Origin of the sequence: Burkholderia sp. Bmkn7 (assembly GCF_041103175.1) — a bacterium.
GTDB lineage: Bacteria > Pseudomonadota > Gammaproteobacteria > Burkholderiales > Burkholderiaceae > Burkholderia > Burkholderia cepacia.
This window is the reverse complement of sequence record NZ_JBGCUH010000002.1, coordinates 3,084,691-3,098,797: the sequence shown is the minus strand read 5'-3', so window position 1 is coordinate 3,098,797 and position 14,107 is coordinate 3,084,691. Positions and strand designations below refer to the sequence as shown.

The 14,107-nt window shown below is 67.9% G+C and carries 15 protein-coding genes and 1 tRNA gene; 7 read left to right on the top strand and 9 right to left on the bottom strand.

Annotated elements, in window-relative coordinates; genetic code table 11:
• The first annotated feature begins 201 nt into the window (after positions 1-201).
• From AB3K92_RS19805 to AB3K92_RS19790, 4 genes are read left to right on the top strand one after another with little or no spacing between them, the layout of a single operon-like run.
• Positions 202-2,325, top strand: a complete 2,124-nt coding sequence (locus AB3K92_RS19805) for a TonB-dependent siderophore receptor (protein WP_369465800.1) — start codon at positions 202-204, stop codon at positions 2,323-2,325.
• Entirely contained in the window at positions 2,325-2,588 is a 264-nt protein-coding gene (locus AB3K92_RS19800) for a hypothetical protein (protein WP_369465659.1), read from the top strand. Before AB3K92_RS19805 ends, AB3K92_RS19800 begins: the two co-directional genes overlap by 1 nt.
• A gap of 1 nt (position 2,589) precedes the next feature.
• Entirely contained in the window at positions 2,590-4,101 is a 1,512-nt protein-coding gene (locus AB3K92_RS19795; RefSeq protein WP_369465658.1) for a PepSY-associated TM helix domain-containing protein, read from the top strand.
• Positions 4,102-4,123: 22 nt separating this feature from the next.
• On the top strand, positions 4,124-5,371 hold the full coding sequence (locus AB3K92_RS19790) for an MFS transporter (protein WP_059649461.1): 1,248 nt from the start codon (positions 4,124-4,126) through the stop codon (positions 5,369-5,371).
• Positions 5,372-5,480: 109 nt separating this feature from the next.
• Here the strand turns inward: AB3K92_RS19790 and AB3K92_RS19785 are convergent, their stop codons facing one another.
• Positions 5,481-6,722, bottom strand: a complete 1,242-nt coding sequence (locus AB3K92_RS19785) for an MFS transporter (RefSeq protein ID WP_059485193.1) — start codon at positions 6,720-6,722, stop codon at positions 5,481-5,483.
• Positions 6,723-6,860: 138 nt separating this feature from the next.
• Here AB3K92_RS19785 and AB3K92_RS19780 point away from each other — a divergent pair, with 138 nt between their 5' ends.
• Positions 6,861-7,751 (top strand): LysR substrate-binding domain-containing protein, encoded by an 891-nt coding sequence (locus AB3K92_RS19780; RefSeq protein ID WP_369465657.1) that lies wholly within the window; start codon positions 6,861-6,863, stop codon positions 7,749-7,751.
• Positions 7,752-8,225: 474 nt separating this feature from the next.
• Positions 8,226-8,711 (top strand): hypothetical protein, encoded by a 486-nt coding sequence (locus AB3K92_RS19775; protein ID WP_369465656.1) that lies wholly within the window; start codon positions 8,226-8,228, stop codon positions 8,709-8,711.
• A 265-nt stretch (positions 8,712-8,976) separates the two neighbouring features.
• Here AB3K92_RS19775 and AB3K92_RS19770 read toward each other — a convergent pair.
• Positions 8,977-9,061, bottom strand: a tRNA-Leu gene (locus tag AB3K92_RS19770).
• A gap of 151 nt (positions 9,062-9,212) precedes the next feature.
• On the opposite strand from AB3K92_RS19770, the gene AB3K92_RS19765 reads away from it, so the two are divergent.
• Positions 9,213-10,538: a leucine-rich repeat-containing protein kinase family protein gene (locus AB3K92_RS19765; RefSeq protein ID WP_369465654.1), complete on the top strand. Its 1,326-nt coding sequence runs from the start codon at positions 9,213-9,215 to the stop codon at positions 10,536-10,538.
• 40 nt (positions 10,539-10,578) lie between these two features.
• On the opposite strand, the gene AB3K92_RS19760 is transcribed toward AB3K92_RS19765, so the two are convergent.
• The 7 genes from AB3K92_RS19760 to AB3K92_RS19730 form a co-directional block, all read right to left on the bottom strand.
• Complete coding sequence (locus tag AB3K92_RS19760) at positions 10,579-11,208, bottom strand: LysE family translocator (RefSeq protein WP_233344199.1); 630 nt, start codon at positions 11,206-11,208, stop codon at positions 10,579-10,581.
• A 98-nt stretch (positions 11,209-11,306) separates the two neighbouring features.
• Positions 11,307-11,480: a hypothetical protein gene (locus tag AB3K92_RS19755; RefSeq protein ID WP_021163271.1), complete on the bottom strand. Its 174-nt coding sequence runs from the start codon at positions 11,478-11,480 to the stop codon at positions 11,307-11,309.
• 31 nt (positions 11,481-11,511) lie between these two features.
• Positions 11,512-11,958 carry a copper chaperone PCu(A)C gene (locus AB3K92_RS19750; protein ID WP_048024762.1) on the bottom strand — a complete coding sequence of 149 codons (447 nt, stop codon included), beginning with the start codon at positions 11,956-11,958 and terminating at the stop codon, positions 11,512-11,514.
• An 81-nt stretch (positions 11,959-12,039) separates the two neighbouring features.
• Entirely contained in the window at positions 12,040-12,405 is a 366-nt protein-coding gene (locus AB3K92_RS19745) for a copper resistance protein CopC (RefSeq protein WP_060056907.1), read from the bottom strand.
• A gap of 302 nt (positions 12,406-12,707) precedes the next feature.
• Complete coding sequence (locus AB3K92_RS19740) at positions 12,708-13,085, bottom strand: DUF2946 domain-containing protein (protein ID WP_369465652.1); 378 nt, start codon at positions 13,083-13,085, stop codon at positions 12,708-12,710.
• A gap of 92 nt (positions 13,086-13,177) precedes the next feature.
• On the bottom strand, positions 13,178-13,672 hold the full coding sequence (locus tag AB3K92_RS19735; RefSeq protein ID WP_174415651.1) for an SRPBCC family protein: 495 nt from the start codon (positions 13,670-13,672) through the stop codon (positions 13,178-13,180).
• 58 nt (positions 13,673-13,730) lie between these two features.
• Complete coding sequence (locus AB3K92_RS19730) at positions 13,731-14,033, bottom strand: 2Fe-2S iron-sulfur cluster-binding protein (protein WP_042977775.1); 303 nt, start codon at positions 14,031-14,033, stop codon at positions 13,731-13,733.
• Positions 14,034-14,107: the final 74 nt, after the last annotated feature.

Sequence of the window (14,107 nt, the reverse complement as noted above, 5' to 3'; positions counted from 1 at the left end):
CGGGCCGGCGTGCCCGGAATCGATAGGAAAAGCCCCTCGATCGAAAAATGGCCTGCCGGTTCTATTTGATAATGAGAATGATTATCAAATACGGGGGCGTGAATGCGGTACGAGGTGCTGGAACCTGGGAGATCGATGACGAAGGGCGCGCGCGTCGCCCGTCTGGGGCGAGGGCGCTGGCGCCCGTCGCTGTATCTCGGCCTGCTGATCGCCGCGCATCCGGCGGCGGCGTTCGCCGATGCGGCGCCGGCGGCCGGCGCGGAAGTCCGGAAGGAGGAAACGACCGCCGTGAAGCCTGCCGCGGGCGAACTGAAGGCGATTTCCGTGACCGCGTCGCGCGGCGTGGCCGACGATCCGGCCGTGGCGACGGTCGGCAAGATGCCGCTGGCGTTGCGGGAGATTCCGCAGTCGGTCAGCGTGACGACGCGCGAACGGATCGACCAGCAGAACCTGTATTCGCTCGACGAGGTGATGCAGCAATCGGCGGGCGTGACCGTGCAGCCGTACGTGCTGCTCACCACCGCGTATTTCGTGCGCGGCTTCAAGGTCGATTCGTTCGAATTCGACGGCGTGCCGGTGGTGATCGGCGACATGGCGAGCGCGCCGCAGGACATCTCCGTGTACGAACGCGTGGAGATCCTGCGTGGCGCGAACGGCCTGCTGCACGGCTCGGGCAACCCGGCCGCGACGGTCAACCTCGTGCGCAAGCGGCCGCAGTACCAGTTCTCCGCGAACGCGAGCGTGAGCGTCGGCAGCTGGGACCGCTACCGCGCGGAAGCCGACATCGGCGGCCCGCTCAATGCGGCCGGCACCGTGCGCAGCCGGCTCGTCGCCGCATACGAGGATCGTCATTTCTTCTACGACCATGCGAAACAGGACACGCGCTCGATCTACGGCATCACGGAAGTCGACGTGACGCGCGACACGCTGCTCACGTTCGGCGCGCAGTACCAGACGACGCGCTCGGTGCCCGACATGTCCGGCGTGCCGATGGCGCGCGACGGGTCGAGCCTCGGCCTGTCGCGCTCGACGTTCCTCGACACGGCGTGGGGCCACTTCGACTGGGACACGACGCGCGCGTTCGCGTCGGTCGAGCAGAAGCTCGGCGCCGGCTGGAAAGCGAAGGTCAGCGGCGAATACCAGAGCGTGCGTTCCGACCTGAAATACGCGGGCTCGTACGGCGCGATCGATCCGTCGACCGGTGCGGGCGGCGCACTGACGGGCGGCGCGTACCAGTTCAGCAGCTACAGCCGCAGCATCGATGCGAACGTGCAGGGGCCGGTGCATGCGTTCGGGCTGACGCACGACCTGCTGTTCGGCGTGACCTACGCGAACAGCAGCAGCGGGCAGATGTCGGCGCAGCTGCTCGGCAACGTGGCCGGCACGCCGGTGAACGTCTACCGCTGGAACCCGGGCAGCGTACCCGAGCCGGGCGTCGGCCCGTACCAGCAGTCGCAGCAGAACGACGTGTCGCAGAAGGGCGTGTACGGGCTCGGCCGCATCAAGCTCGCGGAACCCGTCACGCTCGTGCTCGGCGGCCGGATGAGCTGGTGGAACCAGGACAGCCTCGGCGCGCACTACAACACCGGCCACCAGTTCACGCCGTACGGCGGGCTGATCTGGGATTTCGCGCGCGACTGGTCGTGGTACGCGAGTTATGCGGAAGTGTTTCAGCCGCAAACCAAGTCGATGTGGGGCGGCGGCATCCTGACGCCGGTGAAGGGGCGCACCTACGAGACGGGCGTGAAGGGCGAACTGGCGGGCGGCAAGCTGAACGTGTCGCTCGCGGCGTTCCGCATCGATCTCGACAACAATCCGCAGGTCGATCTCGCGCATCCGTGCGCGGGGCCGAACTGCTACTACGTGAACGGCGGCAGCGTGCGCAGCCAGGGCTTCGAGTTCGAGGCGAACGGCCGCATCACGCCGTGGTGGAGCGTGTGGGCGAGCTATACGTACGACACGATGCGCTATGCGGACAACCTCGCGAACGCGGGCACGTTCGCGCCGCTGCTGAACCCGCGCCACCTGTTCCGGCTGTGGACCAACTACGACCTGCCGTGGCAGGAGCGGCGCTGGAGCATCGGCGGCGGCTTGCAGGTGCAGAGCAATTACTCGGCGCAGGCGAACGGCGTCACGATGAGCCAGGGCGGCTACGCGCTCGCCAGCGTGCGGCTCGGCTATCGCTACGACAAGCACTGGAGCGCGGCCGTCAACGTCAACAACCTGTTCGACCGCAAGTACTACCTGAGCCTGAGCCAGCCGGGCTGGAACAACCGCTACGGGGAACCGCGCAACGTGATGCTGACCGTGCGCGGGCAGTTCTGATGGTGGGCGGCTGGGGGACGCGGGCGGCGCTCGCGATCGCAGGTGTGCTGCCGGGCGCGGTCGCGCTGGCGGTCACGCTGGCCCGTCATTACCCGGCCGACGGCCTGAACCGGCTCTACGCGGCGGTGCTGCTGCCGCTGGCCGCGGGTGTCGCCGCGCTGCTGTGGGTGCTCGTCGCGCCCGGGCGGCGGCAGGCCGCGTGGCGCGCCTGCCTGTGGCTCGCGGTGCTCGTGCCGTGCGCGATGTTCTGGGGAGGGCGCTGACATGGACGCTTCATCGCGTTCGCGCTGGCGCGCGCTGCATCGCGGCGCCGGTGCGCTGTTCGGCGTGGTGCTGTTCGTCGTGCTGTTCAGCGGCACGTGGAGTCTTGCGACCGATTCGATGCAGGGCTGGTGGCGGCCGCCGCCGGTCGCCGTCGCGCGGCCGGCGCTGTCGCTCGATGCGCTCGTCGCGCGCGCGGCGGCGCTCGGCGTGCCGTTGCGCGATGCGCGCATCGCGCTGCCGCAACCGGCCGATCCGGCGATCCGTTTCTGCGACGCGCGCCAGGCCTGCACGCTGGCGCTCGACCCGGCGACGGGCGAGCGGCTGGCCGACGGCGGACGCGCGGCGTTGCTCGTCACGCTGCACAAGACGCTGTTCGCGGGCTTTCCCGGGCGGATCTTCGTCAGCCTGTGGGGGATCGTGCTGCTCGTGCTCATCGTCGCGGGCCTGGTCGTGCATCACCGGCGCTGGCCTGCCGCGGCGCGCATCCGGCGCGGCAGCGGGCTGCGCACCGCGCTGTTCGACCTGCACGCGTGGATCGGCCTGTGGGGCTCGCCGTGGCTCGTGCTGTTCGCGTTCACCGGCGCGTTGTCGGGGCTGGGCGCGCTCGGCACGGTGTCGCTTGCGGGCGTCGCATATCCGGGGCAACCGCAGCGCGCGTTCGCCGAGCTGCTCGGCGGGCCGCCGCCGACTGCCGCCGGCGGCGCGTGGCAACGCGCGCCCGATCTCGAGGCGCTGCTGCGGCGCGATGCGGCACGTGCGCCGGATTTCCGGCGCGAAGCCGTCGTGCTGCATCGGTGGGGCGACGTGAATGCGCGTGTCGAGATTGCCGGGACGACCGCCGGCCTGCCGAGCACGGCGGTGTTCGAGCGCCACCAGTATCGCGCGGTGGACGGGCAATGGCTCGCGGACGCCACGTCGCGCGGCCGAGGCTTCTGGTTGCGCGCGTTCATCGCGGTGCAGCCGCTGCATTTCGCGCAATACGGCTGGGTCGGTGCGATGGGCGGCGTGCTGCGCGTGCTGCATTTCCTGATGGGACTCGCGGCGTGCGCGCTCTGCGCGACGGGGCTGCATCTGTGGATCGAGCGGCGGCGGGCGCAGCACGACCGCTCGGCGAACGTGCTGGCCGCGGTCGCCGTCGGCACCTGCGGCGGGCTGGTGCTCGCCGGCGGCGTCCTGCTGCTCGCGGGGCGTGCGTTGCCCGCCGGCGTGCACGTCGACCATGTGCTCGCGATGCTGTTCTGGGCCGTGTGGGGCGGTGCACTCGCGCTCGCGGCCTGCGTGGCCGATCGCGCGGCCTGGCTGCGCACGCTGATGCGTGCGGCCGGCGCCGCTTACGGGCTGGCAGGGGCGACGCATTGCGCGATCGCGCTGCTCGGCGCGGGCGAACCCGTGTACTGGCCGATCGACGCGGCCCTCGTCGCGTTCGGCGCATTGCTGCTGCGTGCCGCGCGCCGTCCGCGCCGCGATGCGATGCGGCCCGCGCCCGTGCCGGCCGGTGCCGAACCTTTTTAATTTCATGCAACTGGAGACTTCGATGCGCGATCTGCTCGAACATCGCCGCCTGGTCATCACGATCACGCTGCTTTACCTGTCACAGGGAATCCCGATCGGCATCGCGATGGATGCGATGCCGACCCTGCTGCGCCACGACGGCGCACCGCTTCATGCACTGGCGTTCCTGCCGCTCGTCGGTTTGCCGTGGGTCGTGAAGTTCCTGTGGGCGCCTGTCGTCGACAACCGCTGGTCGCCGCGCATCGGCCGGAGGCGCAGCTGGATGCTGCCGATGCAGACGCTCGTGGTGCTCTGCCTCGGCAGCCTCGCGCAGATCGGGATGACGGTCGCGACGGCCGGATGGGCGGTCGGCCTGCTGGCCGTCGCGTCGCTTGCGAGCGCGACCCAGGACATCGCGAACGACGGGATGGCCGCCGAGCACTTCAGCGGCGACACGCTCGCGAAGATCAACGCGATCCAGATCGCGGGCGTGATGATCGGCTTCTTCGGCGGCGGCGCCGGCACGTTGACGCTGATCGGCCTGTTCGGCCAGCGGGCCGCGTTTCTCGCGCTGGCGGCCGTGCCGCTCGCGAGCCTGGTTTGCGTGCTGTGGGTGTTGCCGCGCGATGCGGATCGTGCGCGCGCGAAGCCCGAGCATGATGCGAGCCTCGTCCGTTTCGCGAAGCGGCCGCGCTCGTGGTCGCTGCTGTCGCTTGCGCTGCTGTCGGCGATGACGGCCGTATCCGGCTTCGGCCTGTCGAAGCTGTTCCTCAACGACGCGGGCTGGACGCTCGACGCGATCGGCAAGCTCGGCATGGCCGGCGGCATCGTGACGGTCGTGCTCGGTTGCGGCGGCGGTGCGTGGCTCGTGAGGCGGCTCGGGTTGTGGCCCGCGTTTACGGCCGGCGTGAGCTGTGCGGGCGCGGCCGCGCTGCTGTGGTTCGCGCAGGCGGGCGGGTGGCTGCCGGTGTCGCCGTCGTGGGCATGGCTGTGCACGGTACTCGGTTCGCTGGCGACCGGGATCACGTCGGTGTCGATCATGACGGCCGGCATGCGCTTCGCGGGCGGCAGCGACCAGGCCGGCACCGACGTGACGGCCGTGCAGAGCACGCGCGATCTCGGCGAGCTGATCGCGTCGTCGACGATTCTGTCGCTCACCGCGAAGGTCGGTTATACGGGCGGGTTTCTCACGGGCGCCGCGCTGGCGGTGCTCGCGGCGCTGATCGCGATGCGGCTGAAGCGGCGCGAGTCGGCGTATGCGGTGAAGGGGGATGATGCGCTGGCGTCTTGATCGGCGCGCGGCTGGCCGGATGCGTCGCGCGCCTGAAGCTCGCGACGAATGACCGGATCGCGCGGGGCGTTCACTGCACTCACTGCGCCCATTATGTCTGCTACACCCGTTACGCCCGTGCCAGCCGGCGCGCCGCCAGCAGCCCGAGCGCAAGCAGCACCGCGACATAAGCGGCGACGCCCGTCCACGCGCCGTGTTGCCAGAACGTGCCGCCGATCGACCCGAGCACGCTCGACCCGAGATAGTACGCAAGCAGGTACAGCGACGCGGCGTGCCCCTTCGCGGCCCCCGCGAGGTAGCCCACCCAGCCGCTCGCGACCGAGTGGGCAATGAAGAAGCCGATCGTCACGAGCACGATGCCGACGACGATCGCGACGAGCGAATGCGACAGCGTCAGCGCGAGGCCCGCCGCGAACACGAGCACGCCGCTGACGAGCACCGGTGCGCGGCCGAGGCGGTCGGCGAGCGCGCCTGCGCTCGATGACGACACCATCCCGAACAGGTAGGCGCCGAAGATCAGCCCGCACGCGGTCGCACTCAGGTTGAACGGGGCCGCGGTGAGCCGGAACCCCGCGTAGTTGTAGATCGTCACGAATGCGCCCATCACGAGGAAGCCGATCGCGAACACGAACGGGAGCCGCGCGTGACGCAGTTGCTCGCCCCACAGCCGGAAGTGATGGCGCAGCGTCAGGTCGGTGCGCTTCACGAAGCGCCGCGACGGCGGCAGCAGCATCACGAACGCGGCCGCCGCGACGAGATCGACGACACCGATCGTCAGCATCGCCGTGCGCCACGAGAAGTGCTCTTCCAGCATGCTCATGCCGATCCGTCCGACCATGCCGCCGAACGCGGTCCCGCCGACATAGAGCCCCATCGAGAAACCGAGCCCTTCCGACGCGATTTCCTCGGCGAGATACGCCATCGCGACTGCCGGGACGCCGCCCAGCGCGAAACCTTCCAGCGCGCGCCAGACCAGCAGCAGGTTCCAGTCGGGCGACAGCGCGGCGAGCACGTTGAACAGCGCGGCGAGCGTCATCGACGCGAACATCAGCCCGCGCCGCCCGACGCGTTCGGACAGCGCGCCGGCGCACAGAATGGAGATCGCCAGCATCCCGGTCGACAGCGACAGCGAGAGCGAACTCGAGGCCGCGCCGAGCCCGAACTCGCGTGCGAACGCGGGAAGCAGCGGCTGGACGCAGTACAGCAGCGAGAACGTGGAAAAACCGGCAAGGAAGAGCGCGAGAGCGATGCGCTTGTACGCGGCCGAGCGCGGGGAAACGCCGGCGGGCAGCGCATCGGGCGTGGCCTGTTGCGTGCCGGGCAGCGCACGGGAAAGCGAAGGGGAGGACATGACTGCGCTCGATGTGCGAAGGAATGCCTGAATTCTTGCGCACGGTCATGTATATGTCCAATATATGAAAGTAACCGCAGCGATATGTTTAACCACTGGCTGGTGAATCAACCCGGCACACCGTGAGAGCACGTACGAATGGAACTCCGGCATCTCCGTTATTTTCTGGCCGTGGCGGCCGCATCGAATTTCACCAAGGCTGCCGAGGCGCTCGGCATCGGGCAGCCGCCGTTGAGCCAGCAGATCAAGGCGCTCGAAAGCGAGCTCGATGTGGAACTGTTCAGGCGGACCGCGCGCGGCGCCGAGCTGACGCTGGCGGGCGAGGTCTTCGCGCAGGAAGCGCGCCGCGTGCTCGACGCCGCCGTGCGTGCGGTGCGCGCGGCAAGGCGGGCCGCGCGCGGGGAAACCGGGCATCTGCGCGTGGGTTTCACCGGGACGGCGGCGTTCAATTCGAAAGTGTCGGACCTGATCCGGCGCTTTCGGGAAGCGTTTCCGGATGCCGAGCTGACGTTGCAGGAGGCCGCGTCGCGGATGCTGCTGGAGGCGCTGGAGGCCGGGCACCTCGACGTCGCGATCGTGCGGCCGGCACGCCGGGCCGCCGCGACGTTGCGGTTACTCGACTGGGACGACGAACCGATGTTCGTCGCGCTGCCCGTTGCGCACCGGCTGGCGCAGCGGCGGCGGATCGATCTGGTGGAACTGGCGGACGAGTCGTTCGTGCAGGTGCCGAGGGAGGCCGGCGGCGCGCTGTTCGACCATATCGTCGCCGCATGCAATGCCGCCGGGTTCGAGCCGCGCATGGCGCAGCCTGCGCCGCAAATGGCGTCCGCTGTGACGCTGGTCGCGGCCGGGCTCGGCGTGTCGGTCGTGCCGAAGGCGATTACGCAGGTGCAGGTTGCCGGAGTCGTTTATCGGCCGTTGGCGGGGGATGCGTTGCGGGCACGGCTCGCCATTGCGTCACGATGCGATGAATCGTCGGCGGTGGTCCGGAATTTCCTGTTGCTGGCGGGGGAGGATGGGGCGGTGTGAGGGCCGTGGAAACAAAAACCGCGTAGCGATGTGGCGTCGTGTTTTTCGAGCATGCTGGAAGCGCGATGATGTCGTATTCGACGGGATGCTGGTCTTCGCATTTGAATGATTTCAATATCGACGAAGAAGTATTTTTGCTAATTGTTGCGCGCTGCCGTCTGCAATCTGTCGGTGTTGATCGCGAGATGAAAATAAAGGATGGATTCCGGAATTTGCAATCGATGATCGTCGTGACCGGTTGTGGAGCCTGTCGATGAGGGATTCACTATTCATTCGCTACGCCTGGCAGAAGCGGGGTGCCTGCTTGCACATACATCACCAGCCCCTATGATCCCCCCGAGGGTGCCGTGATCGTCTACGATACGACCGATGAATCGACTCATGGTCAGGCCGGGGTCGTACTGCCCGGACCGTTGTTCGTGCGTGATTACATCAGTCCGAATAGGGTAGAAAGGTGACGGGAGTCTGGATCAAATGAAATGGAATGCGTGGTTTTTGATTTCTGGCGCAGTGCTTTCTTGCTGGGGGGCGACAGTTCTGGCCGATCAAGGCAACGCCGATCCGTTCGTCGCGTTTCAGCAGCGCTTCGGCGGCAATCAGGAGTTCGTTTGCACGGTAAAGGGAGGGAAGAAACTTTCCGTCAATGTTGGCGTGCCTCAGGCGGATGCCGATCAGATGAAGGTGGTGCCCCGTCAGGAGTGGGGCAATAGCCTGTCGGTCTACCTGTCCGCTGGCGACGGGAAGCCGATTGATTCGTCATGGGGAACGCCGACATTCGATCAATCGATGAAGTTCATGTCGATACGGTTGCGGAACGGCAAGACGCTCGTTTTCGAGCGATTTCGAAATATCCCCGATCCCGATGCGGACGAAAGGCATCTCGATCGCAAACCGTACTTCAATCTGACGATCGATAGCGGCGCAAAGCTGCCTTGCAGTCAGGTCTTCAACTTGTCCTGACGCGTGGCCGGGCCGTCAGTAAAGCGTGACGCGCAGCATTCCCGACAGTGTCCGATCGAATGGACTTCAAGCTGGAAAGGGGAGCGTGCGGTTATCGATGTGGGCCATGCTCCGACAGGTCTTGTCGGCCGGCAATTGGCGCATGCCGCGCCAGGCGAGGATGAGGAAGGAACCACGACGAAAACCTCGTTGCGAGGCGGCTGGATCGTCTGAACCTCGACGCAAGGCGTGGACTGCTGAACTTGAAACGTGGTTAAACCGCATCTGGTGCCGACGGCGAGACTCGAACTCGCACAGCTTTCGCCACTACCCCCTCAAGATAGCGTGTCTACCAATTTCACCACGTCGGCACTGCATTGCACTGCAAGGGGCGCAATTGTAGCGTCACATTTCGCGTTTGTGAAGAGGGTGTGACACGATGGGCGGAGGCGCGAAAGCGATCCCGGTAGAATTCGGGCGATCGACCCGATGGCCGCCGCAACCGCAACCCGTTTTCTCCGCGTGACACATACCCTCGAACAACTGCAGGCCGGGCAACTGGCCGGCGCACGGCAACTCAAGCTCGCATGCGGGTTGACGGCATTCCCGCGCGAGATTTTCGATCTCGCCGACACGCTCGAAGTGCTCGACCTGACCGGCAATGCGCTCACCGCGCTGCCGGACGACCTGCCGCGCCTGCATCGCCTGCGCATCCTGTTCGCGTCCGGCAACCGCTTCACCGCGTTCCCCAGCGTGCTCGGCGCGTGCGAACGGCTCGACATGATCGGCTTCAAGGCGAACCGGATTCAAACGGTGTCGCGCGGATCGCTGCCGCGCGCATTGCGCTGGCTGATCCTCACCGACAACGCAATCGACGAGTTGCCCGCCGATATCGGCGATTGCTCGCGCTTGCAGAAGCTGATGCTCGCCGGCAACCGGCTGCGTACGCTGCCGGCCGGGCTGGCCGCCTGCCGCGCGCTCGAACTGGTGCGCCTGTCGGCGAATCGCCTGGACGAACTGCCGGACTGGCTGCTGCGGATGCCGCGGCTCGCGTGGCTTGCTGCCGCCGGCAATCCGTTCGGCGCGGCGCCGGAAGCCGCGGCGTCGGCGGAGCCGGACATCGCCGACGTCGATTGGGCATCGCTCGCATGCGAGCAGAAGCTCGGTGAAGGCGCATCGGGCGTGATTTACCGCGCGCGATGGGCGGCGGAAAACCGTGCGCCGCGCGCGGTCGCCGTCAAGCTGTTCAAGGGCGCGGTGACGAGCGACGGCCTGCCCGATTGCGAAATGGCCGCGTGCCTGCATGCCGGCCGCCACCCGAACATGATCCCGGTGATCGGCAAGGTGCGCGGGCACCCGGACGGCACGCACGGCCTCGTGATGGAACTCGTCGATTCCGCGCTGACGAATCTCGCGGGGCCGCCGAGCTTCGCGACCTGCACGCGCGACGTGTATGCCGACGGCACGGGATTCGAGCCTGCCGCGGCGCTGCGGATCGCGCACGGCATCGCGTCGGTCGCGGGCCATCTGCACGAACGCGGCATCATGCACGGCGACCTGTATGCGCACAACATCCTGCACGACGGTGCCGGTGGCGCGTTGCTCGGCGATTTCGGCGCGGCGTCGCTCTACGACGTGAACGACCGCATGCGCGGTGCGCGGTTCGAACGCCTCGAGGTGCGTGCGTTCGGTTACCTGCTCGGCGAGTTGCTCGATCGATGCGGGCAGCAGGCGCGGGCCGGCCGGCCCACGCTCGACGCATTGGCGGCCGCCTGTTTGAACGAGGATGTCGACGCGCGGCCGTCGTTCGTGGAGATCACCGCCGCGCTGGCTGCGCAAACACGCTGACGGGACGGCGCGGCAGGTTCGGTCTCGACAATACGAGCGCTTACGCCTGCCGCGCAGTCAGCAGCTTGATCCCGAGCCCGACGAACAGCAGCCCGCTGGCGCGCTTGAGCGCACGCACCGCGCGGCTCATGCCGAAGCCACGATGGAACCGGCGCACGCCGGCCGAATAGACGCTGTGAACGACCACGACGGTGCACGCGATCGTCGCGTACATCACGACGAACTGCAGCGCGAGCGGGCGGTCGTGCACGATGAACTGCGGCATGAACGCCGACAGGAAGATCATCGTCTTCGGGTTGCTGCCCGACACGAACAGCGCTTCGCGGAACAGCTTCCCGCGGTCGGGCGCGTCGACCTCCGCCGCGCCGGTCGACGCGCCGGCCTTGCGTTCGCCGCGCAGTTGCCTGACACCCAGGACCATCAGGTACGCGGCGCCGGCCACCTTCATCGCGACGAACAGCGGCGGCATCGCGGCGAGCACCGCGCCGACGCCGAGTGCGACGAGCACCACGACCACGCCCTGCGCGACGAGATTGCCCGCGATCGTCGCGGCCGTGCCGTGCGTGCCGTAGCGCACCGTGTTGCGGATGACGAGCAGCACGTTGGGCCCCGGCGACAGCGTCGTGGCGAGATAGGCTGCGGCAAACAGCATCCAGGTCTGAAGGGACATGCGGCGCTCCGAGAGGCGGTTCCGGCGGGCGGGATGACGCGATGATGCCACGCCAATATATGGCCCGGCCTTGCCCGGAACCGTGCCGTCGCGGCGCGTCAGCGTGCGTCGCGCATGCAGTAGGCGGGGATCGACGGCGGCGTATCGATCGCGGCGGGCCGCGTCATCCACGCGATCCATCCGGCCCATATCCCGCAGACGATCAGCACGGCGACATTCAGCGGCGTCCGGTAGCGGACGATCAGGTCGGCCAGCGGCAGGCGGTGTTTCATGTGCGTCTCCTTCGATCGGGGGCGGGCGGCGTTACTGGCCGGCGTAGGTCGGCGCCTTGGCGTCGCAGGTCACGGATACCGTCGAGCCGTCCGCGAAACGCAGCCGGAACGGCACCTTCGCGCCGGGCGCGACGGCCTGGCGCGGCTGCTCCAGCATCACGTGATAGCTCTTCGGCTTGAAGGTCACCGTGCCGTGCGCGGGCACTTCGACGGCGTCGACGTGAACCATCTTCGCGGTGCTGCCGTTCGTTTGCGTTTCATGCAGCATCGCCATTCCGTATGCGGGCGTGTCGAGGCCCGTCAGCGTGGCGGGCGCGTCGCCGTCGTTCTTCAGCGTGAAGTAGCCGGACGACGGCACGGTCGCCGGCATCGCACGGATCCAGCAGTTTTCTGCCTGTACGGCCGGCGCGGCGAACGTGGCGGGAGCCTGCAGCGCAAGCAGTGCGAACAGCAGGCCGGTCGGAATCGGGCGTTTCATGGTTGGTTCTCCTGATGGGTGGATGCGGCGGGTATCGGCGGCGACGCGATCGGCACGAAACGCCGATGCGCATCGCGAACGTCATTTCAGCGTGAACGCGTAGTGGCCTTGCGTGCGATGACCATCGCTGGCCACCGCGATCCACGTGACCGTGTACGTGCCGGCGGTCAGGCTGGCCAGCGCGACGTGCATGCGTTTCCGGTTGCCGGCGTCGACGGACGATTTCCCGTCGGCGACCGACTGCCCGCGGCTGTCGGTCACGGCGATCGAGCTGAAGGCGGGCTCGAGCGCCTCGCTGAAACCGATCGAGACCGCATGCGGCGCGGTTGAGAGCGTGGCGCCGGCGGCCGGTTCCTGCGTCTTCGGGAGTGCGTGCGCGTGGGCGGCCTGGATGGTGACGAAGCCGAGTGCGGCGAGCGTGCCGCGAATGAAAGTGGCGGTTTTCATGGTTGAGTGTGCGAGTGGCGAATCGGATGAAGCAACACGGATTCGACGGACGGATGCACGCGCACCATCGCAGCAGCACCGATGGCGGCCGACGCCGGCGCGAACGTGCGCGGCCAGGCGTTTGCCCGCGGGCTAATGCGGGCGCGACGGTACGCACAGGCAGCAAGCGGCCGCACGCACGGAACGACGCCGCGCGCAACACGGTGAGACATGATCGTCCTTCGAAACGTGACACGTCGCGCATGCCGGCGGCGTGCGCGGGCCACGCGATGCGCTACGGCATCACGGGCGTTGACGACGAATCAGGACGTGAACGGAGGGGCGCGCGGTTGCGCCGCCGTGAGCGGCAGCGCGCGGCGCAGGCTTTCGAAGCGGGTCGCTTCGCGATGCTGAATGATGTGCACGTTGGCCGCGAACGTCAGTTCGGGCGCGGGCAGTGCGGGCGTATGGGCGAGCAGGCTGCAGTAGCCGCATGCCTGTAGGTGGGCCTGCAGGCTCTTCCGCGACGCATCGGCGCCGCGCTCGCCGGTGGCCGGCGCGGCCGTGCAGTAGCCGGCCAGCAGCGTATCGACGCGCCGCTGCGTCGTCAGGGCCTGCGAGATCGTCGGCGCGAGCGCCGTCATCAGGATGGCGAGCATCCCGATCAGACTGCCGATCTTCCGGAGACGACGACTCAGCATGCGATGCGCGGCGGCGTAGGGGCGACGATGGAGCGGATTATGCCACGCACGTCGAGTCGCATGTCGACACGGCGGTGCGGCGTTGCGGCGCGCTATGCGTGCCTGGCCAGGTATTTCGCGATCAGCGTCATCTGCGCGGCCCAGCCCTGATCGTTCATCTCGCGCGCCTTCGCGCGGCGCGTTTCGAGCAACTGATCGAAGCCCGTTTCGGTGACCGTGAGCAGCGTGCCGCCGGCCTGCGCCGCGAGCGTGAACGTGACGAGCGTCATCGGCTCGGAGGTGTAATCGACATTCGGGTCGATCGCGAACGGATGCCAGCGAAAGGAGAACAGTTGCTTCGGCTCGACGCGATCGACGACGATTTCGAACACAGTGCCCGCATAGGGTTCTTGCGCCTTGGCGACGTCGTCGTCGACGCGGGTCGGCGTGATGCGGCCGAACAGCGGCTGGCCGGCCGCGAACGGCCCGTCGAACGAGACGCCGAACCACTGGCCGAATTCGCCGGAATTGCTGACGGCTTCCCACACGCGGTCGGGCGATGCGTTGAGCAGGGCCTGTTTCTCGATGCGATCGGTTTGCTGGGTCATGACGTTCTCCACACAGGATCAACCTTTGCCGGACGGCACGCGCGACCGCGGGCCGCGTCTAGTCGAGCATGACCGCGTCGGGCACGTCGAGCACGAGGTCCGACGTCGCGACGGCCACGCACGGCAGCGTATAGCCGTCGGCTTTTTCCTCGCGGCTCAGCCCCGGCCATTCGATCGTGTAGCGTACGCTGCCGCTGACGATCCGGCAAAGGCAGCTTCGGCATGTGCCGTTGCGGCACGAACGCGGCAGCGACACGCGCGCGAACGCGGCGGCTTCGAGCAGCGTGAGCGAATCGGGCGCATCGAAGGTCGCGCCGAGCGGCTCGATGCGCACGAGGGGAAGGTGTTCCGGATGGGTCATGGCGAAGGCGGGCGGCGATTCGGCGGCAACGCGCCAAGCATACCCGAACGGGCTGGCGGCCGGCGTCGGCCGGC